Genomic DNA, 24336 nt, shown 5'->3' on the forward strand with positions numbered 1-24336 from the left:
CGGCTACCTCCTCCCTCGTAGCCGGGCGGCGATCGCCCGGCACCAGCCGCGGTTGACCCCGAACCGCTCGGCCACGTCGTCCGGCGGGTAGCCGTCGATGAGGTATCGGGTGGCCAGGGCCGCCACGCTGTCGGTGACCGGCTCGGCGGCTGGCGGCCGCGGTGCGGACGGCCGGCTGCGTCGCGGGGGCAGCTCGGCTCCCGTCTCGCGCCGGGCGGCGCGGGCCCGGGCCAACGCCCGGTCCCGCGCCGTTCCTGCTTCTGTGCCGGCCACTACCGCGCCCGTCGCCGCCGGTGGCGCATCCGCCGCCGGTACGCCAGGTGCATCACCCGCAGCCGCACCCGCCGCTGGTCCGCCAGGCGGACTAGCGGGGCAAGGGCGCGACGGAGGGCGGCGCCGATCTGGCCGAACAGCTTCCGCAGCGCCTCGAAGGCTTCGGCGAACTGCCGGCTCAGCTGCTCCCATGCCGCCCGGATCCGGGCGGCCTGCTCAGAGTCGAGCTGCGGCACGGCGACGACGGGCGCGGTCACGCCGCCGCCTTCGTCTCGGCTCGGGCCTCGGCCGGAGGCATCGCCGCGACCGCCGCAGGCCGCCGCTCCGCCATCCACTGGCGACCGACCCGGGCCAGCCGCTCAACCAGCTCGTTGCGTACCTTCTTGACGCCTTCGGCGTATTGCTCCAGATAGGGCAGCGTCTTGCGCGCGTCAGGGTCGCTCTTGGCCTCCGCCCTCGCCGGCTTGAGCAGCCACCGGTCGTTGGCGGCCACCTCCATGTCGGCGACGGTGCAGGCGAACGAGATGCCTTGGAGCTCGGCTGCCTTGTGGATCGCGTCGACCACGGCGTTGGCCAGGTCGCGGGTGTCCCGCTCCCCCAATTCCAGCCCGAGGTCTGCCGCCATCCCGGTCAGCGCTGCGGTGGCCAGGTCGCGAACCGCGATGTAGCCGGGCAGGGCCGCCTTGACCTGGCGGGCCTCCTCCTCGATCTCCTCGATCGACCTCACGCGACCCCTCCTCGCCTCGATCCATGGCCGCAGTTCTTCATTGCGGCCGTACACCTTGCGGGCACAGTGGTCCCCTCTCTGTTCGACTCCTCCGGCAGTCGAGCTGCCTTGACTTCCGCGACGAGCGCCGGGCCGACGTGGGTGTCGAACACCGCCCGGAGTGCGACCCGGTAGGTCGCCGGCCCGAGCGGGACCGCGTTCAGCATCCGCGCTTGCTGGTAAAGCTCAGCCTGCGCTTGTCGCATCGCCTGCTGGAGTGCGGCCAGCTCGTGCGGCAGGGGCCAGGCCCACAGGACCGTGACCAGACTGCACGCGCCGATCGCCTCCAACAACCGAGGGTTATACATAAACATTGTATCCTAGTCGGATACTACGGTCAAACTGCGGCCGCACAGCTCACTGCCATGCCGAGCCTCCACGCCGGGAGCATACGCACTCGCCCGGCACGGGGACAGGTCTCGCCGGACGGCGCGAGCGCCCCGCGCACATCGCGTGGGGCGCCGCACCCTGCTTCGCTCAGTGCTGGCACACCGAGCAGAACCCGACCTCCTGCACCGCGTCGGCGTGGCCCTCCCACTCGCAGTTCGGGTCCACCTTGATCGGACCGACCGACGTCACGTCGACGACCTCCGCCGGGACCACCGCGACGGCCTCCGGGTCCAGCTCGACGGTGACGGCGGCGGCCAACGCCTGCGCCTTGCGCAGCTTCGACGACACCTTGCTCGCCAGCGCCCGAAGGTCGTCGACGCGCTGCCGGTGCCCGGCCACGCCACCCTCGGCCCCGGCGAGCAGTCGCGCCAGTTCCTCCGCGTCCATCTGCGCCAGCTCGTGCAGGATTTTCCCGGCCGCCTCCAGCCCCTCGATCTTGCTGACGACCTTCTTCCGCTTGGCGACCACCTCGGCTTGCGCCTCCTCGTCGTGCTCTCCCTTGTCGATCTGGAAGAACTCGGCCTGCTCCTCGGCCGTCTTGCACGCCTTGGCGAACGCCTCCGCGTCCCGTGCCGACGAGAACTCGCCGCGCGCCCACTTCACCAGGAACCGCCGCTGCTGGTCGGGCGACAGCCGGCACACGTACCAGGCGACACCGACCTGCAACTGCCCCCTGGCGACGAGCTGCTTCGCGTCGTCGATGAGGCCGAGCAGGTCGATCCGCCAGCCGATGTACGGCTCGCTCTTGCCGAACAGCTCGGCGATCGCCCGCGTCTCCCAGCCGGCGTCGGCGAGGCGCGCGTACGCGGCGGCTTCCTCCATCGGCGTCATGTCTTGCCGGTTGACGTTCTCGGCGACCTGCGCGATGAACGCCGCCTCGTCGTCCATCTCCCAGACCATCGCGGCCAGCGTCTCGATGCCGCCCTGCTGGGCGGCCCGCCACCGCCGCTCGCCAACGACCAGGCGGTAGTGGCCCGGCTTGCTCGTCTTGCGGACGGCGATCGGCTGGAGCTGACCGAGCTTCGCCATCGAGGCTGCCAGCTCGGTCAGCTCCTCCTCGGTGAACAGCTTGCGGGGCTGGTCCGGGTCCGCCTCGATCTTGCTGACGGAAATGGTCCGCAGGGCCGGCCTCTTGACCGTCGTGGCAACCATCGTCTTCCTCCACAGTGAACGTTGTACGCTTGTCGTACATGTTCATTGTATGCGAAAGACGATCTTGCCGTCAATGTTTTATGTACGAGGTCCGCCTAGGAGACGAACGGCGCCCACGTCGTCATCGAGAGCGCGAGTGGCAGCTCGACAACAACAGCGGCACTCCGCGTCATCCACCGACCGACCTTCTGACCCGCGCGAACAGGAAGCACCGGCGGCGTCGGACATGGCGGTACCAGCAACCCTGCAACTTTTTGCACCTGCTCGTCGCTCATGTCGACATCATCAACACGCCCGGACGCCACCTCGGCCTCGATCCGCTGAGCCAATGCCAGGATCTCGATCTTGCGCCTGCGCGGCACGTTGTTCTCCCCCCGTTCCTGCCTCGATGTGCCAGCCATGGCACTGCGACCCCACACCCCCACAGAGGCTTAAGCCGCTGTTAAGAAAGCGAGTGACAGGGATCGTAGCCTTTCCGACACAAGGCGCAACAGGGCAAACTGGCCAACAGGCCGACCACTTACACCCGAACGAACGGGAGTTCGTACCCCCTCAGCACAAACGTTTCGGGCGTGACAAGGCTCTACTTCCAGACGAACTCTAGCCGATCCGCATCGAGGTGCGTCGCTCCGGGCCGCGTGGCTGGCCGCACGACAATCCGGTCCAGCACCAGCGCAAGAAGCTCGCGGCGCCGCTCCAGTGGCGCGTCCACCCACCACTCAGCCAAGCCCTCCGGGGTGGTCGCCGGCAGCGTCCGCAGCCGCGCCGCCTGAGCCTGCGCTTCTCGCAGACTCTTACGCTCCTGTTTCGCCTCCTCCTCAATGGCCTTGAGCGTCACCAGACTGATCTGCCGTCGCGCGTACTCCTGGCCAGCCTCCACCAGCCGCTCGTCAATCGCCTTCAACGCTTGCTCAATGTCCTCATCACCCAGGGACGCCTTACCCACCGCTGCCGCCAGACGCGCACGGACCTTCGGGGAAGCCAGCCGCGCCAGCGCCCGGGCGGCGACCTCCTCCTCCAGGCTGGCGGCCGCGATACGAATACGGCCGCACCCGTAGCTGGGACTGCCCGACCGGCACACATACCCGCGCTTGCCGGAGTTGCTCGGCTGCGTGTACAGCCACTTCCCGCAGCGATGCGCCTCGTCGCCCTCGCCCTCCAGCGGGTACCCGCACACTAAGAAACCACCGCTGAGCAGGTACTTCCGTACGTTCGTCGCGCCCGGCTGCTTCCGCTCAGGGGCGTCCAGCAGTTCCAGCAGCTTCCGGTGCGTGGCCTGGTCGATGATCCGGTCCCACTGGCCCTTGCCAACGACCTCACCTTTGTATGTGCGCAGGCCCGCCAGCCGCGGGTTGCGGAGCAGTCGAGACAGCGACTGCTGCGTCCACGGACGACCGGCCGACGTCATGACCTCGCGTCGGCGCAGGTCGGCGACAATCGAGCGCAGGCTCTCCCCTGCCAGGGCTCGCCGCACCACCTCGCGGATAACTGCGGCCTCGGGCTCGATGACCTCGCGCCCCGTCTCGTCGTATCCGTAGCACCGCACTTGTTGACCCCCGCGCCTCCGCCGCTTCCTGTCGCCCTTGGTCGACGCTTGCGACGCCTCCCGTGCCGCCCGGTCACCCACCATTACTGGCAGCACGACCGGGAGTAGGCGAGCCCGATCCAGGCTCGCCTATAAGCTAGCAGTGCCTCATCGCACTGTGCTACCCACAGGTACGTATGAGTTACCGGAGCATCGCTGTCGCGTCGGCGACACTGTACAGGTACGCACTGACGGCCAGTAACCGCCACGCAAGCAGCCCGGGACCTACTTGGGAGGTCCCGGGCTGTTTGCTCGCGTTTTGGTCGGTTACGGAACCGGCCAGGGTCTACCGTCCCCCGACTGTGCTCCTGACCGGTGCCGCAACCGGCCCCGCCACCCCAGGCAAGGCCGGTCACATTCAACCATTGCGGCCGTACCGTTTACCACTACAGAGAAACCCACTTGTCGCTGTCGAGGTACTGAATCTCGGTGCACCCGTAGTTCGGCTGCCCGAAGTCGTCCAGCGGCCCGAAGTCCTCGCCGCCGCCCGGCTCGCCCGCCGTCCAGATCAGCCCTTCGTACACGACACCGCGCTCGCCCGGGTCGACCGGCTTACCGTCCGCGACCACGCCGGCGTCGACGTCTCCCTCGTCGAGCAGCCGGAAGCGTCGGCCCTCGGTCCGGGCCCGGGCCACCATCTCGTCCGTTGCCTGCGCCGGGCCGGCCGTCCCGACCTCCGACTCGCCGCCGTGCAGTTCGTAAGCCCGGTCCCGGGTCAGCACCCAGGCGTACGGGCTCTCCGGGAATGCCGTCGCCCGCTCGGCGGCGATCATCGCCATCGACACCACCATCCAGCTCTCCTCCTCTACGCGACCCCGGCGCCGGCCGGCACCGGGTTGTCCTGCTGGTCGGGTTCACCGGCGACGTCGCCGGCAGCTTGCTCGGCCTGGAGCTCCGCCTTCGCCTCCGCGATGCGGTCCCGGCCCCACCGCTCGCCCCGGCCGAACTTCTGGCCGAGGGCCTTGCCCGTCAGCGGCTGGCCGGTGGCCGAGGACTCCTTCCACGCCTTCCGCGCGGCAGCCCACAGTTCCTCCGTTGCCGCGTCGGGCGGCACCGGCGCCCGGTCGGGCGGCGGCGGCAGCGGCGCCGGGTCGGGCGGCGGCAGCGGCAGCTCCTGCTGCTGCCGGTTCGGCCACGGCTCCGGCGGCACCACCGGCTCCATACGCGGCAACGGCACGCGGGCCGGCTCCGGCGCCGGGGGCGAGGGCGGCACCGGCTCAGGCACCGGCACCGGCTCGGCAGGCGGCGGGGCCAGCGGCAGGGCGGCAGCGCGCTCGGCGGCGACCGCCGCACGCCGCTGCTGCGCGAGCACCACCAGCCCGATGGACGCCACCAGCGCCAGGCCGTCGACGGACAGCGGCAGGGTGCTAGCCGTCAGGCTGTCCTCGCCGTACGACAGGGCCAGGGCCTTCATGTGCCGGAAGCTCGCCACGGCAGCGACGCCGGCAACGATCACCGTGCCGACGATCTGCACGGCTCTCACCAGCGGGTGCCGCGGTGCCGGCACCCGCATCATGACCTCGGAGCACAGCAGCAGCGCGAGGGGCGGCCAGCCGGCAACGAACTTCGCCCCGATGCCGTCCCCAGCGTGCGCGATGTTCGCCGCCAGCGACGCGCCGATGCCGGCAGCGAATGCCGACCAGGCAACCACCCACGCGCCCTTGCTCGGCCGCTCCGGCAGGTCGGCAGTCTTCTCCACGTGAACCATTGCCGGCGCCTACCCGGCCGCCTCGTTGGCGCCGGCCTCGCGCAGCAGTGCCGCCAGCGTCCACAGTGCCGCGCGGACCGTCGCCGCGCGGTGCCGGCTCGGCGCTGCCGCGATGTGCTCGGCGACGGCAATCCAGGCGGCACGCGGGAATGCCGGGTCGAGGCGCTGCCGCGCGCATCCCTCGTGCATCCGCAGCCCGCCGAGCTTCACCGCCACCTGGCCGTCGGCGATGTCCCGGCCGCAGCCGAGGCACCACGGCGTCCACTCGTCGCCGGCCACGGACGCCGGCAGGCACACCGTGATCTCCACGGTCGTGCGGGGCGGCGGCGACTCCGGGTCGGTCCGGCCCAGGAACTCCAATATGTCCACTCGTTCTCCTCCAACAGGTCGAGGCCGCCCCGGGAAGCATGTGCTTCTCCTTCTCAGGATGGGGCAGTACGTACATATTCATTGTAGGCGGACGGCCATCCCGGCGTACAGGTTCTATGTATGCCATGGGCCGCGTGACAGGTCACACGAGCATCGACGCCGCCCCTCCACGGAGATCGCCGAACGCCGCCAATCGGGTAGTGGGGTAAGGAGATGACCGACGCCCGCTGAGACGAGCTGTGGGCGGGCGGAACCTGCTAGTCCTGCGCGGGCCGCTCGCCCAGCCGCCGCGCCTCCAACTCGGCCGCCGCTTCCAACACCCACGCCCGGGGGGCCGGCCGCCAGCCCGCAGGCCGGGGCCGACACCGGCCGCCCGGCGCGGTCCGCTCCGCGCCGCACGCCCGGCACCGGGTCGTCAGCCACACCAGGCCGCCGCCGTCCTGCGCCGACCCGTCGAGCAGGCCGCCGCAGCCGTCGCACACCCCCACCGGCCCGCCCTCGGCGACCGCAGTGAACGCGTCGACGTCGACCAGGCCGTCACGCACCAGGCTCGCGTCGATCGCCACCGCTCCACCTCCCGACCTCCGATGTGGAGCGGGACCAGGTGAAGATCGCTCCTCGCCCGGCCCCGCACCGCTCACTCCTGCCGTGCCGCCGGCAGCGCCAGCAGCTCGGGCAGCGCCAGCCGACCGTCCCGGTAGGCCGCCGCCACCTCCTCACGTCCGCCCTTCTTGAACGTCAGCGTCGTCGACGGCGGGCCCGGCTCCGCGACCTTCACGAAGTCGAGGACCCGGCCCGTCTCGCCGTCGACCACGGTGCCGTCCCGCTCGACCCGCAGCCGGCCGAGCAGCGCCTTGCGGAACGCCGGCCGCACCGACTCCACCGGCTCCGGGACGGTCGCCTGCACCTCGGTTGGGTGCTCCGCCTTGCAGTAGGCCAGCAGCCCGGCCTCCTCGACCACGAAGCCCGTCTTCGGCTCGTTGAGCGTCACCTGCGCCACGGCGCTGTCGTAGCCCGGCAGCCGCACCTCGATCGTCGTCACACCGAACGAGTGGTTCAGGCCGACCATGCCGCTGTCGGCCTCGGTCCGCGCCGCGTCGTACGCCTTCTTCACCTCGTCGAGCAGCGCCTTGAGCACCGCCGCCCGCATGGCACGCTGCTGTGGACCCATCACCGCCCCGCTCCCGCCGTCTCCGGCTGCCGGCTACCGGCCGCCGCCATCTGCCCGGCGTCGCGGGCGTGCTGAGCGGCGGCCGCCTCGGAGGCGTCCGGGTCGGCCGCACGCGCACCGGCCGCCTCGGTCACCGCGTTGGCGAGCTGCGACCCCGGTGCCTCGGCGGCACGCCGCGCGGCGGCGATCTCCGCACCCCGCATGTTGAAAACGTCCCGCAGCTTCTGCGTCTTGCCGAGCCGCTGTGCCCGCTGCCACAGCACCGACAGGTCCTCCCGCGACGCGCACGCCGCGAGGGCCTTCGGCCAGTCGACGTCCTTCGGCGGCTCGCCGTTGTCGAGCCAGTCGAGCAGCTGGTGGCCCAGCTCCGCGCCCGGCTTGTGGATCACCTGGTCGGCCAGCGCGTCGCACCGGCTCTTCGTGACCCGCAGGTAGTGGTCCTGGTCGATATCGCCCACCAGGTCGAACTCGTACTCCAGGCCGTCGCGCTGGTCGGGCTGCATGCCCAGCTTGGACACCTGCTTCTTGCCGTCCGCGCCCTCGGTGATCTCGTACTTCTGCTTCGACCGGAGGCACACCACGACGTGCCCAGGGAAGCTCATCAGCGCCTCGATGTACGCCCGCTCGATCGGGCGCACGTCCTTCCACCCGTCCATCGACCGGCCGCCGTGGTTGCGGGCGAACAGGTCGACCAGCTCCAAGATGCCGCCCGGCCCGAACCAGTAGTGCGACGCCGAGTCGAGCATGAAGCCCGTGAAGCCCGCCAGGGCCGCCTCGTCGATCAGCTCGATAAGCTGCCGCGGGTCGTACCGCACCGGGGAGAACTTTTGGAAGCCGTACCCGCCGGCCTCCTCGGGCGTCATGTCGCCGACGCCCGGCAGCTCCGGGTTGACCGCGTACTTGTCGGCCGAGTCCCGCTCGGTGTCGACGAACGCGATCCGCTCCAGGCCATCCGCGATCGTCTGCGCGCCGGTCAGCGTGTACAGCAGCTTGAGGCCGGTCAGGGTCTTCCCCGCCCCGCTCGGCCCGGCGAGCGCGATACGCGCCTTCGCCTTCTTCCGGGTCGCCGGCATGAACCGTGAACTCATCTCGTTCCTTTCCACGTGAACGAACCTACATAGAATCTATACGGCCGCATTGGGCGACCGTAGCCGTACACCTTCGGGCGACGAAAGAGCGCCAGAGCAACCCAGGCAGACCTCGCTGCCCACGGCGGCCGGCAGGCCACAGTCGCCGGTCCGGCAGATCACCGGAGTACCCAGCTCGGTGCAGTCGCCCTGCACCGGGTGCCGCCAGTCGTCCCCAGCGGGGACCAGCTCGCCGCCGCACGTCGCGCACTGCGCGACGTCGATCGGCACGAGGTGCACCCTCACTCCCCGATCACTCTCCTGTCCTGTTCAGACACGGCCCGCAGGTTCGGGCCGTGCAGCGGGGCCGACCGGTCGCACCCGGGATGGGAGCACCTGCCGTTGGGCCCCTCGACGTACCGGTGGTCGCCGTTCGCGGCGCGGCGCCCAACCGTTTCTTGTTCCCTGTATGTCTTGCGTCCGTGTGGCGGACCAACTCGGTCCGGGTGACGGACTAGCTCTAGTCCGCGTGTCGAACCAGACGTGCCCTTCACTGGTCCGCCCACCGGACTACCGAACCCGGACGATCCGGACGCGGCTGGTCCGGCACGCGGACCAACTACGCCCAGCTCGGTCAGTCGACGCAAGAGATCGGGCGGCACTCCCATGCGGTAGACCGTCCGGGCCTTCTTGCGTCGGGCGTCCGCGACCGTCGGCCGCTCGCGCCACACCCACTTGTTCTCTGGGCGCTCCTCCCCGCCCTCGCCGTCCTTGCCTTCCAGCAGGTTGAGCCACTTCGCGACCGACGACCGGGCGAGCCCGGTCGCCTTCTGCAAGTCGGTCAGGCTCGGCGTGAACTGCTCGGGGATCACCGCCGTGGCCGCATCGGACCACGTGAGCAGCGTCAGGACGAGCTGCCGGCCAGGAGGGTCGAGCGTGCATAGCTCGTGCCTCACCGCGCGCTCGACCGTCCACCGGTCCACCATGCAGGCGGCCTCTCTGTGCAGCGCCGCCAGCGCACCGCCGCCCGAACTGGCGTACGATGCGCGTGCGACCCGTTCTCTGTTCCGGGTTACTCCTCGGCCCCGCCAGATGACCGCCTGGCGGGGTCGATACGTTTTCCGGCACCCTACACCCGGTCTGTACGGCCGCAATGCCTCCGGAAGTGCTCACAGCTATGCGGCCTCGTCATCGACCAGCACGTCCCACGGATCCCACACGATCGTCCGCTTCGTGTCCTCGGCGAACTGGTAGATCGTGGTGACCTTCCATACCGGGTTGTTGCTGACCTCGCCGTCCTCCTTCGGCAGGATCCCCTTCGATCGCCACTGGTACGGCGTGTTGTCCTTCACGCCGAACATCCGCACGATCTCCTTGAGCCCCACCACCGGCGGCAGCGTCAGCGGGCCGGGCTGCATCAGCTGCGCCGACACCTGCCGGGCGACCAGCTTGAGCTTGGCCTGACTCACCTTCATCGTTCCTCTCCTCCCGCAACCACGCGCCGTACAGGGTCAATGTACGGCACCGGCCGGGGATGGTTAGGCCGCCACCCGGGCGACGAAGGACGGCGCGCGGTGCAGCAACTCCCGCGCCATGGCGAGCAGGTCGCACTGCCCGATCAGGTACACCCGGCCGTCCGAGAACACCGACGCCGGGTCCAGCGGCACCTCGTCCACGAGCCGCACCGCGCACTCCTCGGCCAGCGCCTGCGCCGCCGCGTCGTCCGTCCACGTCGGGATCACCGCGAAGCGGACCCCGGCCCCGGCCAGCCGCTGCGCGACCCGCCGGCTGGCCATCGCGTTGCGCTGCACGTTCGCCACGAGCAGCACCACATCGCACAGCCGGGCGGCGTCGACCTGGCTCCCGTCCAGCGCCCGGTCCAGGTCGACCACCTTCACCTCGGCCGGCGTCCGCTCGATCTCCCGCGCCGGCAGGTCCGGCGCGTCGACCACGCGCAGCGACATCGCCGGGGTGCCGAGCCGGTCGTCGACGCCACCACGACCGGCGGCGTCAACGAGCACCGTGCGCCGCCCCTCGTCGGCGGCCGCCAACGCGATCGCCACCGCGAGGGTCGTCGCGCCGGCACCGCCGTGCCCGCCGACCACACCGATGCGCACCTCACCGATCTGCCTGCCAGTGGCCGCCGTGGCGACGATCTCGCGTAGGCCGTCCGCAGCGCGCGGCAGCGCGTACACAGCCGCGTCCGGGTAGTCGGCCTGCCAGGCGCGGAACACCTCGGCCAGCCGATCGCCGTACAGCGCCTCCGGCGCGACGACCTCCATCCGCGGGTGCGCCGGCATCCCGTTCGCCAGCGTCCGGCAGTGCGCGTCGACCAGCACGAGCGGCGCGTTGCGCCACTGGTCGACAGTCGGCTTGCCGACCACAACCTCCATCTCCAGATCCGGGCCGAGGGCGTCCAGCACCTCGTCCACGAACTCGTGGCCCCAGGCCACGAGCAGCGGCTTACTCATCCGTACCTCCTCCACAAGCGGGCAATGCGTACAGAAACATTGTATAACGAGGAGGGGCATAGCGTCAATAATGTATGTACGCCAGCGGGTTGCTTTGCCCCATCTGCGAGCCGCCCGCTATGCTGGTGTCTCCACGTGAACGCAGTGCAGCCCCGGATTTCGCGGTCCGGGGCTGCGCTGTTTCCGGCGGCCGTCAGACCAGCGGCAACGGGTAGTCGATGGACACCCGCACGATGTCGTTCGTCGCGATCGAGGACGTCGAGTGCATGTCCAGCAAGGTCAGCTGCCCGTTCGTGTTCAGCACCGCCGACCCGGAGGTGACCGACGACCGGAACAGGTGGTGCTTCGGCATCGCCGGCCGAAACTGAGGGTCGGTCAGCGTCACCATCAACGTGTCCGTGATGTTGCCCAGGGCGGTCGCCGTGATGGCCGCCCCCGTGCGCCGCACATTCACGTTCAGCTCGATGCGCGACCCGACGATCCGGTACGCGTTGTCTTCCTGCGCCCAGCCCGCCGGGTACGACAGGGCCAGCTCGTTGGTGACCACCCCGGTGTCGGCCAGGTACGCCGACCGTGGCGGCACCCCCAGGTAGCCGACCACATGGTGACCGGCCGGCGGGGTCATCAGCACCATCACCCGCGCATCCTTCGGCAGCGTCCCCACCAGCGACACGACCCGCACCGCCGTGGTGTCCGCGTCCATCACCACCAGGAAACCGCCGCCCATTGCCGGGCCGACCACCGTCGCCGGCCGCAGCCGGCTCGTAATCCCCATCTGCAACACTCGGTCGAGGACCGCCTCCGCGATCGCCCTCACCGGCACGTGCGCCATCCGCTGGTCGATCACAGGTCATCCCCGCCCGTGTCCGGGTACGCACGGCGCAGCGTCAGCCGCATCTCCCCGCCGGCGGTCAGCGGCATCGTCCAACCCGTCTCCAGCCACAACACCCCGTCCCACCGCACCACGTCATACCCGTCATGCCGCGGGTCCAGTGGCGTCGACAGCTCCACCGTCTCGTACACCGTCTGCTGAATCCCGAGCGTCCGCGCGTACACGTCGGCCGCCACCTGCGACGGCAGCTGCGCCTCCACCACCCTTGGCAGCACGAAGCCCCGGCGCGCGATCGAGTGCGGCGCCGACGACGGCACGTCGTACGTACCGACCACCGGTAGCGCCTCCTCGCCAGGGTCGTTGCTGACCACCACGAACCGATTCGGGGCCGACAGCAGATCCGAGCCGCGCGCTACCGATCCTCGGATCACCCGCCGCGAGGCGTCCAGGTCGATCGTCGGCGGCTGGCTCGCCGGTTCGAAAGCCCGCATCAGCCGCAGCCGGCCGGCATGGTTGAACCACGGCAGGAAGTACCCGCCCTGCCGCGCCAGGTCCCGCAGCGCCATGCCTCGCGTGTTGCCCGGCGACCAGGCGCTCACCGAGGTCAGCTCCGTCGCGTCCACCTGGAGCTCACCGATCGGCATGGCCTCCAGCAGCCGCTGGATCGCCTGGTCGACCAGCTGCCCGCCGCTTTCGAAGCCTGTCTCCAGCTCCTGGTCCACGATGAACATCTCGTCGAAAAACGTCAGCGGCACGGTGGACCCGGAGCTGGTCGCCAGCTCCGTGGCGTCGCCCACCATGTAGCGCCCCAACGGGTACGACCGCTGCTGTCCGCCGACAACCATCGAGATCGCCACCCGGTCGGTCAGCGGATTCAGGCGGGCCGCGTCCCTCACACCCAGGACCAGCCCGGACACCCGCCGCACGATCGTGCCCGTGATGTCATGCGCCAGGGTCGGCGTCGTATCCCGCAGCGGCGTCAGCGGGCCCCGCCGCACCCCGGTCCGACCGTCGATCAGGTCGAACCGGAACGACAGCGACCGCTGCCCGACATCGGCGGGCAGGTCGAGCACATCAGCCCGTCCCGCAGATGCCAGCACCGTCCACCTCCCACCTCGCGCCGCGCGCATCGACGAACACCCGCGTGCCCTTCGGCTGCGCCTCGAAGTCCGGCGCGACGAGCACAGGCCCGTCAACGCCGTTGCGGATCTCCACCCTCGACACCGTGACGTCGCCGGACACCCACACCGAGAAGAAGCCGGAGTCAAGGTTCAGGGGCTCCGGGTAGTCCTCCAGGACAGCCACCTGGCTCCACGTCTCACCGTCCAGCGACGTGAGCAGGGTGGCGCGACCCACCCCACCGCCCACGTCCTGCTCGTACACAGCCCGCAGCCAACGTCGCTGGTTGCGCACTATCCCCAGCTCCTCGATGGGCGCGCAGGCGTAGAAGTAGTCCACCGCCCACACGTCGACGCACACATCCGCGTCGTTCCAGTCGACGCTCCACCCGGACCTGATGAACTCCGGGTTGGGGTCGGCCAGGTGCTCCACAACGACGTTCCACAAGTCGCCTGACGTGCGCACCTCCGCCCGGATGTCAACGTTCGCCATCGGCTCACGAACCTGGTAATCGTCGGTGTCCAAGCGGACGGCCGACGTCAGGATTCCCGACGCGACGCCGCCCCGAACACCGGTCCGTCCGGCATCCGCGTACGTGGTGTCCATCTGCTGAACCGTCCAGTCCGGGAAGTAGCTGCCGTCCGGCCAGGCCGCGGCCCGCAACACCGCTCCCCTGATCTGAAACCGCAGCCGGATCCACCCACCAGGCGCGTACGTGACCTCGCCGCCCCGCCAGTCCGTCGCCGTCACCTCCGAGCCGATGGCCGCCCGCACACCGTTATCAATCCGCTCCAGCAACACACCGACCGTGCCGTTGGGCCGGAGAGCCAGCCGCGCCCGGTAGTAGCTGCTGCCGTTCACATCCCGGCCCATCAGGTACGCGTAGATCGGCTGGCCCACCGCCATCGCGGAAACCCGGAAGCGCGCCTCCACATCAACGTCGGCAAGGTTCGGCCCCGTCACCACCCGCTTGTCAGCGGGCGCCCTCCCAATGCCCGCCTCGTCCACGTACAGCAGGTGGGACGCCGGAGGGGTGCCCGCCATCGAGACATTGCAGGTGGCCCTCGCAGTGCCCGCCAGCGTCGCCGTCGTCGTGTACACCAACGGCGTCCACGTGTTCGCCGGGACGGACGTCGCCGGCCCCGTAGACGTTCCGATGTAGGTGCCGGCCGCGTCGAACCAGTTGATCGACAGCAGGACATTGCGGGCGACCGCGCACCGGACCCACGCGACCGCCCGCCAGTCCTGGCCGACAGCAGCGCCCGACGCCTGAGGGCTCTGCACCCTCGCCGTCTCGGCGGTCCCGTCCGGGGTGAGCAGGCCCGATCCAGCGCCCTGATGGGCCTGCGCCGTCGACCGCACAAACGTCCCACCGAACACCTGCCAGCCAGCAACATCCGTCTCAAAGTCCGGGTTGGCGCTGCGGATCTCCAGCAGGCTGATCGACCCGGCACCATCGGCGACCCACACGTCCGCCGCTGCGCCCTGAATGACCTGCCACGGCAGGCCGGGTTCGTCGCTTGCGCCCCACCCGCCCGGCGGCACGTCCCGGTCGAAGTGGTCGTCCACGACCACAGGAGACCAGCCGATCCCGGCCGGGTCATCCGCCTCCGCCGCCGCTGACGACCGGCTGCCCACCACTCGCAAGCCCTCGCAGGGCGGCGGGCCACCGTCGACCGGCGCCGGCGTGTCAGTCGCCTCAACGACGGTTACCTGCGCCAGCTGAATGTGCCCGCGCTTCCTGTCGCGACGGACGGCGCCGGACGGCACCAGGAGCGTGGCCAGCCACCGGTTGTCCATCTCGTCTCGCACGCACACGTACGGCACGGTGTCCCAGGCCAGGTCACGCAGGCCCCGGAACCCCTTGTCGAGCGTCCCCGCAGGTACAGCAGCCGCGTTGACCAGCACCGTCCTGGTGAACTCGACGCCGCCGCGCTCCAACGGCCTCATCGCCACCCGATAGTCACGCCCGAACATCGCCTGCAGCTCGACCTGCCCCGCTTCCGGGAACGTGAATTCCTCATTCCCCGTGCGGTCACGGTTCGTCACGTACGCCAGGTTCGCCGCCGGGCGGTGGTTGCTGGTCAGGATCAGCACGCCCACATCGACGCGGGTGCCGGTCACGCCGGGAGCGGGGATCGTCGCCGCCACTGGCTCCGACCAGGGGCCGGGCACACCGAGGCGATGCACCATCCGGATCCGGTACCGCGACTCGACACCGACCCGGGCCTCGTAGTCGTCCACGCCGTTGATGTTCGGCGCGGTGACCTGGGCGATCGTCTCCCACTCGTCCGGAGGCATCGTGTCGTCCTGGCGCTGCACCTCGTAGGCGCCCCAGCCCGCAACCACCGCGGTGTTGATCGCATCCCATGACAGCCGGTGGTAGTGGAGCCCGGTCGGGATGCCGTCGACCGGCCGGGCGCACTGCTCGTCGATCACGGTGAGCGGCTGCACGGCAGGCTCCACGACCAGGCCGGTCACCGCGTCCATCTCCCGCACCAGCATCAGCGTCAGATCGGTCGAGCGGTCGTCGTTGCCGTCGATCGTCGCGTAGGCGACCGCCCCACCGTATGTGGTGTCGCTGATGGTGCTGGCCGCCATGCTGCCCGGTTCGGCGTCGGCGCCGAGGACCTGCCACGGCGACTCGTCGTTTGCGCCGCTGCTGAACACCCACCACGTCACGCCTCCGCCGCCGTCGGCGACGTACGGCGGCTCCAGCCGCAGGGTGACCTCCCGCCAGCCGTCGGCCACCTCGGGTAGGGCGTCGAACTCGTCCACGCTGATCGAGGCCCGCGGGCCCAGCCCAATCCACGGGTCGGCCGGGTTTCCGTGGTAGACGGACAACGAGCTGCGGGTGCCGGGCAGGTGCCTCGCGTAGAACCGCACCCACACGTAGGTGCCGACCTCGTCGTTCGGGATCCGCTGCACCACCGCCCCCGGCGGCTGCCGGTCGGAAAGAGTGCCGACAGCCTGCGCCAGGTACGCGTGGGATCGGCTATCCGCAACCCCAGGCAGCGGCTCACCCTGATACATCACGACTGCCGGCAGCTCGGCGACCGCCTGGACGGTCGACACGGCGCCCTCCCGCACCGTCTTCTGCAGCAGAACCCCGCGCAGGCTCGGCAGCTCGTCGAGCGCCCCGAGCCGGTCAATCGAGAGCGGCACCGGCGACGCGACCGACAGTTGCCCGGAGTACGCCTGCCCGACGGTCACCGCGTACCGGTTCCCGAGCCACAGCCCGTTCGGCCACCCGTAGGACAGCATGTCGAACATCGGGATCTCGTAGTACAGCCCGCCCTGCTGCCCGGACCCGTCAGAGATGTCCAGTCCACCGCCGCCGACGCGATTCTCCTCCCCGTACGTCACCTCCAACGCCAGGTAGTGCACCTGGAACTGCATCGCCGCCTCAGCCGCTCCGGTGACCTGGAGGCGCACGTTGATGTTCGTGCCGCCGGGCGTCGCCCACGCGGTCAGCCCGGACGTCGGTGAAGCGTTGCCCGCGTACGAGTACGGCATCCGCCACTTCGTTGTCAGCGGCGTCGCCGCGGTGCTCCACCACGGGTTCAGCTCGCCGAGCCGCGACCGCCGCACCGTCGTCACCCCGGTGTGCTGTGCCGGCCCGGTCAGCGTCTCGTCCATCGGCCAGTTCACACCCGCCGAAGGCCGTTCCAGGCCGAGCGTCACCGCCGGGGTCAGTTCGGCGAACGGGCCCGTCATCACGTACAGCACCGACACGTCGAGGATCCGCCGGCGGAACAGGGCGCCCAACGCACCCGAGGTCGCCGTCTGGAACCAGAACCGGGCAGCCGCAGTCGGTCCGCTCAGGCTGATGTACCGCGGGTCGGACGGGTTGCTCACCGCGTCGGCGGCGGTCGCTGCGCCGCCCGCCAGCGCCGCCCCGGGCAGCAGCTCCCCGGACGCGCACGGGATCACCAGCTTCCGGGCTGGGCCGGCGCCGGCGACGCTCTCCGCCCGGTACAGGTTGACCAGCAGCTCCTTGCGGGTCGGCCGGCCAGGCGGCGGCGACGTCGACAGCAGCCGAACCCGCTGCACGCTCTCGGTGTCGGCCCGGAACGTGTACCCGACCTCGGTGGCCACGTCGAGCAGCAGCGGATCCTTGACCAGCGGCGCCCACTGCATTCCAAGCACGTACGGCCGGTCCGGGTTGTACTCGCCCATCAGATCGTCCTCACGGTCGTGGCCACGTCCCGGCGGGCCAACGTCTGCAACACGCCTTCACCGACCGCCTGGCCGACGTCCAGCGCCTCCTGCCTGGTGGGCAGCACGCCCTCGAACACCACGCTGATCGCGCCGCGATCGAATGTGATCGGCCGGCCGCCGTCGGCCTGCCCGGCGAGAAGCGACAGCAGACCCGACTCCTCGGCGAGCTGACGGGCCCGCCGGGGCCGAGTCAGCGGGATGACCACCTCGTCGCCGGCCTCACCGCCGACGAACAGCGTCGGGGCCCGCAGGATCGCGCCGTTGGCGAGCATCGGGATCCGGGGCAGCGACCCGGGCAGCATCGCGTCGACCTTCGCGATGCCGGAGTTGATCGCCCCGATGATCCGGTTGAGCTGCCGGCGGATCGTGTCGGTGATCGCCGACGCGATGCTGCCCAGCGACGGCACCTTCCGCAGCCCGTCGACGAGCTTCCGCACCAGCCCGGAGCCCGCGGACAGGAACCGGCTGGCGTATCCAGAGATCCGGCCGGGGATCCCGGAGATGTACGACAAGATCGAGTTGAAGCCGTTCACGGCCGCCGTTCGACCGCTGCTGACCGCGTTGCGGAACGCGGTCGTGATGATGCTGCCCAGCCGGGACAGCCCCGAACCGATCCGGCCGGGCAGGTCCACCGCGAACCTGACCACCGCGTCGACGCCGGTGCGGAACGCCTGCCGGGCCAGGTCGATCGCCTGGTGGAACAGGTTGCGCAGCAGCCCCGGCAGCTTGTTGAGGCCGGCAAGGATCTGCCCCGGCAGCTGCGTCACCGCGTAGAGGATCAATCCGATGCCGACGCCCAGGGCCTGCAACGCCATGGTCGCCGCCGACGTGAACAGCGACCACAGCATCTGCGGCAGGCTCGCCAGGAACGCGCCGATCTTCCCCGGCAGTTCCGCGAACCACGTACCGATCGACTCGAAGAAGCCCTTCACCGCGTTCCACGCCGTCGAGAACGCCCCGCCGATCGCCGACCCAACTCCACTCCAGTCGATCCGGGTCAGCCAGCCGGCGATGTCCGCGAGCCAACGGGCCACACCGGACAGCGGCGACAGCAGCCACGCCATCGCGGAGGCGATCGCCGACACCAGCGGCGCGACCGCCTTCGCGGCGAGGAACCCCACCAGCAGGGCCGCGACCTTGATGAGCGGCGCGGCCACGGCGACAGCGACGGCGGCGAGCTGCGCGATCAGCTCGATCAGCGGCGTCAGCGCCACCAGGATGTCCACCATCGGCGGCAGCAGCCCTACGATCGTCGGGATCAGCGGCATCAGCGCCTCGACGACCTGGACGATCAGCGGTCCCAGCGCGGACAAGATCGGCGCGAGGGCCGTGCCGAGGGCGGCGACGACCTTGCCGAGCGGCGGACCGAGCTTCGCAAACAGCTCGGCCAGCAGCCCGGCGACCGGTCCGAGGACCGCGGTCAGGGTCTGCCCGATCTGGAGCAGCACCGGGCCGAGCGCCGATACGATCGGCGCGAGCAGCGGAGCCAACGCGGTCAGGGCCTGCGCCAGTGGCCCGACCAGCAGCGTCACCAGCTCCCCGATCACCGGCAGGACCGGGGCGACAGCGACCAGCAGCGACGCGAGCAGCTGACCGATCGGCCCCAGCGCCGGAGCGAGCGCCTGGATGCCCTGCGACAGCGCGGAGAACACCGGCCCGAGGGCCGGGCCAAGGGCACCGATAGCCGGCACCAGCGCCGACGCCAGCGCCTGCAACGCCGGCACGATGGCCTGCGCGATCGGCATGAGGGCCGGCACCAGCGAGTCGCCGATGATCCCCATCAGCGTCATGAACACCGGCGACAGCCCGGCCGCGACCGCGCCCAGCGCTCCGAACACGCCACTCAGGGCGGCCCCGCCCTCCGCCGTGGCGAAGAACTCCCGCAGCGTGCCGGTCGCCTGGACCAGGCCGGCGAGCAGCCCGCCGGTCGCCGCCTCGCTGGCGGCCAGGAGGACGCGGTGGAGGATCGCGCCGACGTTCGCCGTCAGCTGGCCCAGCTGCGACAGCACTCCGCCCGCGCGTTCGATCGCCGCGACGGCAGTGCCGCTGGCCGCCATCGCCGACAGCCATTCCCCGAACTTTGCCGTCGCCCCGCCGGCCAGTTCGGACACCCGCGCGATCGACGGCAGGGCGACCGCCGTGATGTCCCGGAACCCGGTCAGCAGGGGTCCGAGCGACGTGGCCAGGTTCCCCACCGACAGTCGGGCCGTGTCCAGAACCCCGGAGAGCACCTGAACGCTGGTCGTCTCGCGGAAGAACTCCAGGGCGCCCCGCGCCGCCCGCCCCCACTCGGCAGCGACACCGGCCAGGCCGGAGCGCAGCGGTCCCGCCAGCACCGACGCCGTTGCGGACAGCTGCCCCACCAGCTGTCCGGTGAATGCGTCCTGCGCGGCATTTCGCACGTCCATCAGCGCCGGGAAGATGTCGCGGAACTCCCGGGCGAGGCGCTGCGCCTGCGGGGACAGCTCCGCAATCGCTTCCTCGAACTTCGCGATGTCGTCGCCGGCTGCGGCACCGAACGCTTCCCCGAGCCCGATGGTGGCGACCTTCAGCGCGCTGATCGCCGCTTGGCCCACCAGCGCCGCCGCCGGGAGGGCGAACATCGCGCCGCCGACCGACGCCAGAGAGCCGGCCAGGCCGAGGAGGCTTCCCGACGCGCTCGCCGCGATCGTGCCGATCGAGGCGATCTTGAACGCCTGCGTCAGCCCCTTGCGTAACTCCGGCGCGAACCGCTTTACGTCGCCGATGATCTCGATGTACGCACGCCCCAGCGCCACACCCTCAACGTAGGCCGTCTGATACGGCCGCAGTCTGCTATTGCGGCCGTATAGCTACCTGCCGCGCTCGTCCCGGTATGCACGTCGCCGGAGACGGCAGCAGCCCGCTACCGTAAGAGCCGTCCCCCGACAGCCGATCGACGCTGCCGGGAGGACAACCAGTGGACATCATCAGCCGCGCCGAATGGGGCGCTCGACCACCTGAGGGCCGGGACGTCACCACCTGGTCGAAGCGGACCGCCTTCATGGGCCACTACTCGGCCGCCAGCGCCACCCAAACCCCCCGCCAAATCCAGGACTTCCACATGCGGGAGCGGGGCTGGGCGGACATCGGTTACAACTTCCTCATCTCGTCGACCAGCGGCGCGATCTTCGAGGGTCGAGGCTGGCTGACAGTCGGCGCGCACTGCGCCGGCCACAACACCCCGGCGATCGGCGTCTGCATCATCGGCGCCGACAAGCCCAACGTCCAGGACGTCTCGGACGCCGCCCGCCGCTCCTTCAAGTGGCTCTACGAGGAGGCCAACCGGCGCAAGGGCAGCAAGCTGACCCTCCTCGGCCACAAGGACCGAGGAGCGACCGCCTGTCCCGGCGACGAGATCTACTCGTGGCTCAAGGCCGGTCTGCCCATCGTCGGGCAGCCGACCCCGGCACCGAAGCCGCCTGCCGGCAGCAAGCCCGCACCCGGCACCCCGATCCCGTTCCCCTTGCCCGCCGGCTGGTACTTCGGCCCCGCCTCCGGCCCCGACTACTCGGTGTCCGGCCTGTACGAGCGCTACTTCCGGGGCCGCACCGACCGGGCCTGGCTGCGCGAGTGGGCCACCCAGCTCGGCCGGCGCGGCTGGTCGGTCGGCAAGGGCCGCCGCTGGCTCGGCGAGCACGGCAACGACGGCATCTACGGGCCCGAGTACCGCGCCCTGGCCCTGGCGTTCCAGCGCGACCAGCGTCTCCGCCAGGACGCGCTCATCGGCGTCAACACCTGGACGGCCGCCTTCACCAACCCGGTCACCTGATCGGCCGCCGATGACTCCCGAGCTGATCGTCTTGCTGCTCGGCGGCGGGTCGATCGTGGGCGTCGTCGTCGACCGTCTCGTGACGTGGCTGTTCGGCCGGCGCAAGGAACGCATCACGCTGGCCGACCAGTCGACCCAGATGGCGGAGCGTCTGCTGGTCCGCATGGACGCCCAGCTGGCCGGAGCCGAAACGAAGCTCCAGCTCGCCGAGACCCAGATGGCGGCCGCGAACCTGACCATCGCCCAGCTCCGGGAGGAGCTGGCCCGAACCAAGGGCGAGGTAGCCCAGCTGCGCGCCGAGCTGCGCACCCGCAAGGACGTGTCCGCTGAGCGTGACCGGCTCCTGGTCGAGAACGCCCAGCTCAAAGCCCAGGTCATCTCTCTTGGAGGGCAGCCATGACCCCTACGACCCAGACCCGCCACCCGTGGCGGGCCACCGTCCGCACCATCTTCGCTGTCACCGTGGCGCTGCTGTCGCTGCTGCCGACCATCGCCGTCGCCGGCGGCATCGACGACGTGCCGGCCGTCGCCCAGGTTCTCGGCGTCGCCGCCGCCATCACCCGCGTCCTCGCGCTGCCCGGCGTCGAGGCGTTCCTCCAGCGGTTCCTGCCGTGGCTGGCCAGCGCGCCGGCCGGCGAGGAGCCGGCCCCGACGTCGACGCAGCGGACCCCGCTGCCGCCGCCGCGCACCACCTTCCGCGACAGCGACTTCCGCTGACACCCCGAGGGCGACCCCGCTCGGGGTCGCCCTCGCGCGCTATCCGCGTACCGCCCGCCGCATCCCGCCCAGCGCCCGCGCGAACGACTCGTCGGTCTCCTCGTCCGACCACTCCTCGCGGCCTTCCAGCTCCGCGACGCTCGGCGGGGCCTCCAGGTTCTGCCGGAACTTGGCGACGTCCTTCTCGGTGCCGCCCTCCACCCACCAGGCGTAGATCACGTCCAGCAGCGACGGCAGCGGCAGGTCCAGCGGCTCCCGGCCGGTGCGCAGCAGCATCGTGCCGTGGAACTCGGGCCAGCGTCTGACCGCCAGGGTCAGGAGTCGCTGCCCGACCCAGTAGGGCGGCCCGACCACTCCTCGCACACGTACTCGAAGATCGTCATGGCGTCGGAGAAGTCGAAACTGTCCGTCGTGGCCAACAGCCGCCGCCGGAACACAGCCAGGCTGGCCGGGTCGAGGGTCTGCTCGAAGAAGTCGAGCACCGCCGCCACCTGGTCGGCCTCGGTGCGGGACGACGACGCCGCCGCCATCAGGTACGCCAGCTGGGCGTCCTTCGGCGCCCGGCAGACCATCTCCACGTCGTCGAGCTTGAATGGGACGTCCGGTAGCTTCTTGCCGTCGCTGGTGGCCTGCGCCGTCTTGGCGCTGGTCGTGAACTCCCTCATCGTGTCCTCCCTATCTGCGGACGAGCCGGAACCCCTCGGCTCTCGCCACGTCTTCCATCGCTTCCCGCAGCCACGGCTGCGCCCGAGTGCCCGGGTGGTTCACCAACGTCGTGAACACCACCTGGCCGCCCGTCACAAACCGCAACACCCCACCCGGCCGCCGGGGCCGGATCACATGCGCCGCGGTGCCGTCGTGCACGGCCGCCGCGTACTCGGCCGTGTTCTCCACGAACCCGTACACCCGGCCGGCCCGCACCCCAACCTCCTCGCGGTGCGCCGTCCGCAGCCGGCCGGTGTCCACCGGGCAGGTCAGGACCGCCCTGGTCCGTACCTTCCGCGCCACGCTGCGGATGAACCGCACCACCGGACCGACCGGCCCGTACAGCAGCCGGCGGATCTCCCCCGCGTTCAGGTCGATCCGCACGTCAGTGCGTACCGCCATCAGCGCCGCCGGGACCGCTTCGGAGGCCGCGTCCCGTTGTCGGCCGGCAGCTCGGCGACGTCACCGGCCGGCGGGACGAGCGGGACGTCCTCGATGGCGGCCGCCGCGCTCGCCGGCGGCTTCCCGCTGTCGAGGACCTCGTACCGGCCGGCGTCGACCAGCGTCGCCAGCTGCGGCGTCCACTCCACACCGTGGCGCACCTGCCCGTCGGCGACGCCGGGCATCGCCGTCAACGCCCGCACCGTCACCGTCTGCCCGTCCCGCATCGGTTACGCCTCCTCGCACACGCAGATGTTCGTCATCACCGCGACCAGCACCTCCTGGCCGACGCAGCCGCCGGACGGGCCGACGCTGGACTGCTCGCCGATCCACACCGACTCGACCTGCTCGACGTTCGGCAGCTCGCACAGCACCGCCCGGCGGATCCGGCCGGCGTCGTCGGCCAGCTCTCCCGCCGACCGCTCCAACTCGACTCCGGTCGGCGGGTTCCCGGTGTCGTCGATGGTCGGCGCGCACCGGGCGGTACCCGCACCAAGCTCCACCGCCCAGAACGCGCCCGGGTCCGCGCCGTCGTCGAGGGGGGTGCCCCGCCCGCCGGGGAACTCGCCGGGCAGCACCGGGTAGGTGCGAACGATCCGCACCCACGCCTGACCGTCGCAGCACGAGTCGATCGCCACGTCCCGGCCCGGCACCACCGCACACACCGCCGGGGCGCCGCCGAGCGCGTCGGCCAGCGCCTCGTCGACAAGCTCACGCAGCCGCACCGCGACCGGCCACGCCACCTCGTCGGCGACGGTCAGCTCCGGCTGCGTCACGACGTTCGCCTCCTGCCCCGATCCAGGTCCGGTGACCACACCACCGAATCGCGGGGCAACCGGTACGGGTTCACGACCCGCAACCACTGGTCGACCTCCGGCAGCCCGGTCATGCCGTCCCTCAACAGCTGCGACGGGTCCACGAACGACGCCTGCACACCTTGCCGCACCACCGACTGCACCCGCCTCGGCAGCCGGCAGGAGCTGTCGTTCGTCAACGCCTTCGCCACCTCGCAGGCGTACTGGCCGGCCGCGATCCGCCCGCCCGGTGGCACCAGCACGCCCCTCCGGTACGTGACCGCCCAGGTTCCCGGCTCGTCGTCGCCGAGGGTCAGGTCCTGCGTCCACGGCCAGCTCTCACCGTCGACGCGGACCAGCCACCGCCGGTCCTGCACCACGTACGCCTCGGCTGGCACCACCTCGCCGTCCACCACCACCCGGGTGACGTCGTTGACCGGGCCGGGTAGCGACAGCTCAGCCGCCGCCGGCACGCACTCGCAGCTGCCGTACCCGACGCAGCCGCACCAGGTCACTGCCAGGCTGCCGTACGGCAGCGTCAGCCACGGCTCCCGCCGCAGCCACGCGTCGTAGGTGCCGCGCCGGCACGGCCGCACCGTCGACGAGCACAGCCCGTACCGGCGGCCGGATAGTGACCACAGCACCTCTTTGGCGAGGTCCGTGGCCGCCATCCTGGCCGCCTCGTCGATCGTGTCCCAACCCTTGCAGTACGCCGTGTTCAGCGTCCATTCGCACGGGCCGGTCCGCGCCGGCTGCGTCACCGCG

Annotated in this window: 28 protein-coding genes; 3 read left to right on the forward strand and 25 right to left on the reverse strand. The window is 70.9% G+C overall.

What is annotated here, in order from left to right:
* Window positions 1–3 precede the first annotated feature (3 nt).
* The 19 genes from JMF97_RS28555 to JMF97_RS28645 form a co-directional block, all read right to left on the reverse strand.
* Window positions 4–273, reverse strand: coding sequence for a hypothetical protein (locus tag JMF97_RS28555; protein WP_203224350.1), 270 nt, complete (start codon window positions 271–273; stop codon window positions 4–6).
* Window positions 273–530 carry a hypothetical protein gene (locus JMF97_RS28560; RefSeq protein ID WP_203224351.1) on the reverse strand — a complete coding sequence of 86 codons (258 nt, stop codon included), beginning with the start codon at window positions 528–530 and terminating at the stop codon, window positions 273–275. The genes JMF97_RS28555 and JMF97_RS28560 overlap by 1 nt, the downstream gene beginning before the upstream one ends.
* Window positions 527–1000, reverse strand: coding sequence for a hypothetical protein (locus tag JMF97_RS28565; protein WP_203224352.1), 474 nt, complete (start codon window positions 998–1000; stop codon window positions 527–529). Before JMF97_RS28565 ends, JMF97_RS28560 begins: the two co-directional genes overlap by 4 nt.
* Entirely contained in the window at window positions 997–1329 is a 333-nt protein-coding gene (locus JMF97_RS28570) for a hypothetical protein (protein WP_203224353.1), read from the reverse strand. Before JMF97_RS28570 ends, JMF97_RS28565 begins: the two co-directional genes overlap by 4 nt.
* A 187-nt stretch (window positions 1330–1516) precedes the next feature.
* Complete coding sequence (locus JMF97_RS28575; protein WP_203224354.1) at window positions 1517–2581, reverse strand: ParB/RepB/Spo0J family partition protein; 1065 nt, start codon at window positions 2579–2581, stop codon at window positions 1517–1519.
* Window positions 2582–2676: 95 nt separating this feature from the next.
* The gene (locus JMF97_RS28580; protein ID WP_203224355.1) at window positions 2677–2943 is read right to left on the reverse strand and encodes a hypothetical protein; all 267 of its coding nucleotides are present in this window, start codon (window positions 2941–2943) and stop codon (window positions 2677–2679) included.
* Between the two features lie 221 nt (window positions 2944–3164).
* On the reverse strand, window positions 3165–4127 hold the full coding sequence (locus tag JMF97_RS28585; RefSeq protein WP_203224356.1) for a recombinase family protein: 963 nt from the start codon (window positions 4125–4127) through the stop codon (window positions 3165–3167).
* Between the two features lie 425 nt (window positions 4128–4552).
* On the reverse strand, window positions 4553–4957 hold the full coding sequence (locus JMF97_RS28590) for a hypothetical protein (RefSeq protein WP_203224357.1): 405 nt from the start codon (window positions 4955–4957) through the stop codon (window positions 4553–4555).
* 14 nt (window positions 4958–4971) lie between these two features.
* The gene (locus JMF97_RS28595; protein WP_203224358.1) at window positions 4972–5865 is read right to left on the reverse strand and encodes a DUF2637 domain-containing protein; all 894 of its coding nucleotides are present in this window, start codon (window positions 5863–5865) and stop codon (window positions 4972–4974) included.
* 18 nt (window positions 5866–5883) lie between these two features.
* Window positions 5884–6243 carry a hypothetical protein gene (locus JMF97_RS28600; protein WP_203224359.1) on the reverse strand — a complete coding sequence of 120 codons (360 nt, stop codon included), beginning with the start codon at window positions 6241–6243 and terminating at the stop codon, window positions 5884–5886.
* A gap of 257 nt (window positions 6244–6500) precedes the next feature.
* On the reverse strand, window positions 6501–6809 hold the full coding sequence (locus JMF97_RS28605; protein ID WP_203224360.1) for a hypothetical protein: 309 nt from the start codon (window positions 6807–6809) through the stop codon (window positions 6501–6503).
* A 71-nt stretch (window positions 6810–6880) separates the two neighbouring features.
* Complete coding sequence (locus JMF97_RS28610) at window positions 6881–7417, reverse strand: hypothetical protein (RefSeq protein WP_203224361.1); 537 nt, start codon at window positions 7415–7417, stop codon at window positions 6881–6883.
* Window positions 7414–8502 carry an AAA family ATPase gene (locus JMF97_RS28615; RefSeq protein WP_203224362.1) on the reverse strand — a complete coding sequence of 363 codons (1089 nt, stop codon included), beginning with the start codon at window positions 8500–8502 and terminating at the stop codon, window positions 7414–7416. Before JMF97_RS28615 ends, JMF97_RS28610 begins: the two co-directional genes overlap by 4 nt.
* A 1154-nt stretch (window positions 8503–9656) precedes the next feature.
* The gene (locus tag JMF97_RS28620; RefSeq protein WP_203224363.1) at window positions 9657–9956 is read right to left on the reverse strand and encodes a hypothetical protein; all 300 of its coding nucleotides are present in this window, start codon (window positions 9954–9956) and stop codon (window positions 9657–9659) included.
* Between the two features lie 63 nt (window positions 9957–10019).
* A complete protein-coding gene (locus JMF97_RS28625) occupies window positions 10020–10952 on the reverse strand; it encodes a hypothetical protein (protein WP_203224364.1) in 933 nt (310 codons plus the stop codon).
* Between the two features lie 193 nt (window positions 10953–11145).
* Window positions 11146–11799 (reverse strand): hypothetical protein, encoded by a 654-nt coding sequence (locus JMF97_RS28630; protein ID WP_203224365.1) that lies wholly within the window; start codon window positions 11797–11799, stop codon window positions 11146–11148.
* On the reverse strand, window positions 11796–12884 hold the full coding sequence (locus JMF97_RS28635; protein ID WP_307817130.1) for a hypothetical protein: 1089 nt from the start codon (window positions 12882–12884) through the stop codon (window positions 11796–11798). The genes JMF97_RS28630 and JMF97_RS28635 overlap by 4 nt, the downstream gene beginning before the upstream one ends.
* A complete protein-coding gene (locus JMF97_RS28640; protein WP_203224367.1) occupies window positions 12859–17082 on the reverse strand; it encodes a hypothetical protein in 4224 nt (1407 codons plus the stop codon). Before JMF97_RS28640 ends, JMF97_RS28635 begins: the two co-directional genes overlap by 26 nt.
* Entirely contained in the window at window positions 17082–19901 is a 2820-nt protein-coding gene (locus JMF97_RS28645; protein WP_203224368.1) for a phage tail protein, read from the reverse strand. The genes JMF97_RS28640 and JMF97_RS28645 overlap by 1 nt, the downstream gene beginning before the upstream one ends.
* Window positions 19902–20062: 161 nt before the next feature.
* Between JMF97_RS28645 and JMF97_RS28650 the strand changes: the two genes are divergently transcribed.
* The 3 genes from JMF97_RS28650 to JMF97_RS28660 are packed head-to-tail and all read left to right on the forward strand — an operon-like array spanning window position 20063 to window position 21631.
* A complete protein-coding gene (locus JMF97_RS28650; protein WP_203224369.1) occupies window positions 20063–20914 on the forward strand; it encodes a peptidoglycan recognition protein family protein in 852 nt (283 codons plus the stop codon).
* Window positions 20915–20924: 10 nt separating this feature from the next.
* On the forward strand, window positions 20925–21314 hold the full coding sequence (locus JMF97_RS28655) for a hypothetical protein (protein ID WP_203224370.1): 390 nt from the start codon (window positions 20925–20927) through the stop codon (window positions 21312–21314).
* The gene (locus tag JMF97_RS28660) at window positions 21311–21631 is read left to right on the forward strand and encodes a hypothetical protein (protein ID WP_203224371.1); all 321 of its coding nucleotides are present in this window, start codon (window positions 21311–21313) and stop codon (window positions 21629–21631) included. Before JMF97_RS28655 ends, JMF97_RS28660 begins: the two co-directional genes overlap by 4 nt.
* 39 nt (window positions 21632–21670) lie before the next feature.
* Here the strand turns inward: JMF97_RS28660 and JMF97_RS28665 are convergent, their stop codons facing one another.
* The 6 genes from JMF97_RS28665 to JMF97_RS28690 are packed head-to-tail and all read right to left on the reverse strand — an operon-like array spanning window position 21671 to window position 24332.
* On the reverse strand, window positions 21671–21985 hold the full coding sequence (locus JMF97_RS28665; RefSeq protein ID WP_203224372.1) for a hypothetical protein: 315 nt from the start codon (window positions 21983–21985) through the stop codon (window positions 21671–21673).
* Window positions 21946–22296, reverse strand: coding sequence for a hypothetical protein (locus tag JMF97_RS28670; RefSeq protein WP_203224373.1), 351 nt, complete (start codon window positions 22294–22296; stop codon window positions 21946–21948). Before JMF97_RS28670 ends, JMF97_RS28665 begins: the two co-directional genes overlap by 40 nt.
* A gap of 10 nt (window positions 22297–22306) precedes the next feature.
* Window positions 22307–22738 carry an HK97 gp10 family phage protein gene (locus JMF97_RS28675; RefSeq protein ID WP_203224374.1) on the reverse strand — a complete coding sequence of 144 codons (432 nt, stop codon included), beginning with the start codon at window positions 22736–22738 and terminating at the stop codon, window positions 22307–22309.
* Window positions 22738–23004: a hypothetical protein gene (locus tag JMF97_RS28680; RefSeq protein WP_203224375.1), complete on the reverse strand. Its 267-nt coding sequence runs from the start codon at window positions 23002–23004 to the stop codon at window positions 22738–22740. Before JMF97_RS28680 ends, JMF97_RS28675 begins: the two co-directional genes overlap by 1 nt.
* 3 nt (window positions 23005–23007) lie before the next feature.
* Window positions 23008–23553: a hypothetical protein gene (locus JMF97_RS28685; RefSeq protein WP_203224376.1), complete on the reverse strand. Its 546-nt coding sequence runs from the start codon at window positions 23551–23553 to the stop codon at window positions 23008–23010.
* Window positions 23550–24332 carry a hypothetical protein gene (locus tag JMF97_RS28690; RefSeq protein ID WP_203224377.1) on the reverse strand — a complete coding sequence of 261 codons (783 nt, stop codon included), beginning with the start codon at window positions 24330–24332 and terminating at the stop codon, window positions 23550–23552. Before JMF97_RS28690 ends, JMF97_RS28685 begins: the two co-directional genes overlap by 4 nt.
* Window positions 24333–24336 lie beyond the last annotated feature (4 nt).

It is taken from the genome of Micromonospora fiedleri, assembly GCF_016774385.1.
Lineage (GTDB): Bacteria > Actinomycetota > Actinomycetes > Mycobacteriales > Micromonosporaceae > Micromonospora > Micromonospora gifhornensis.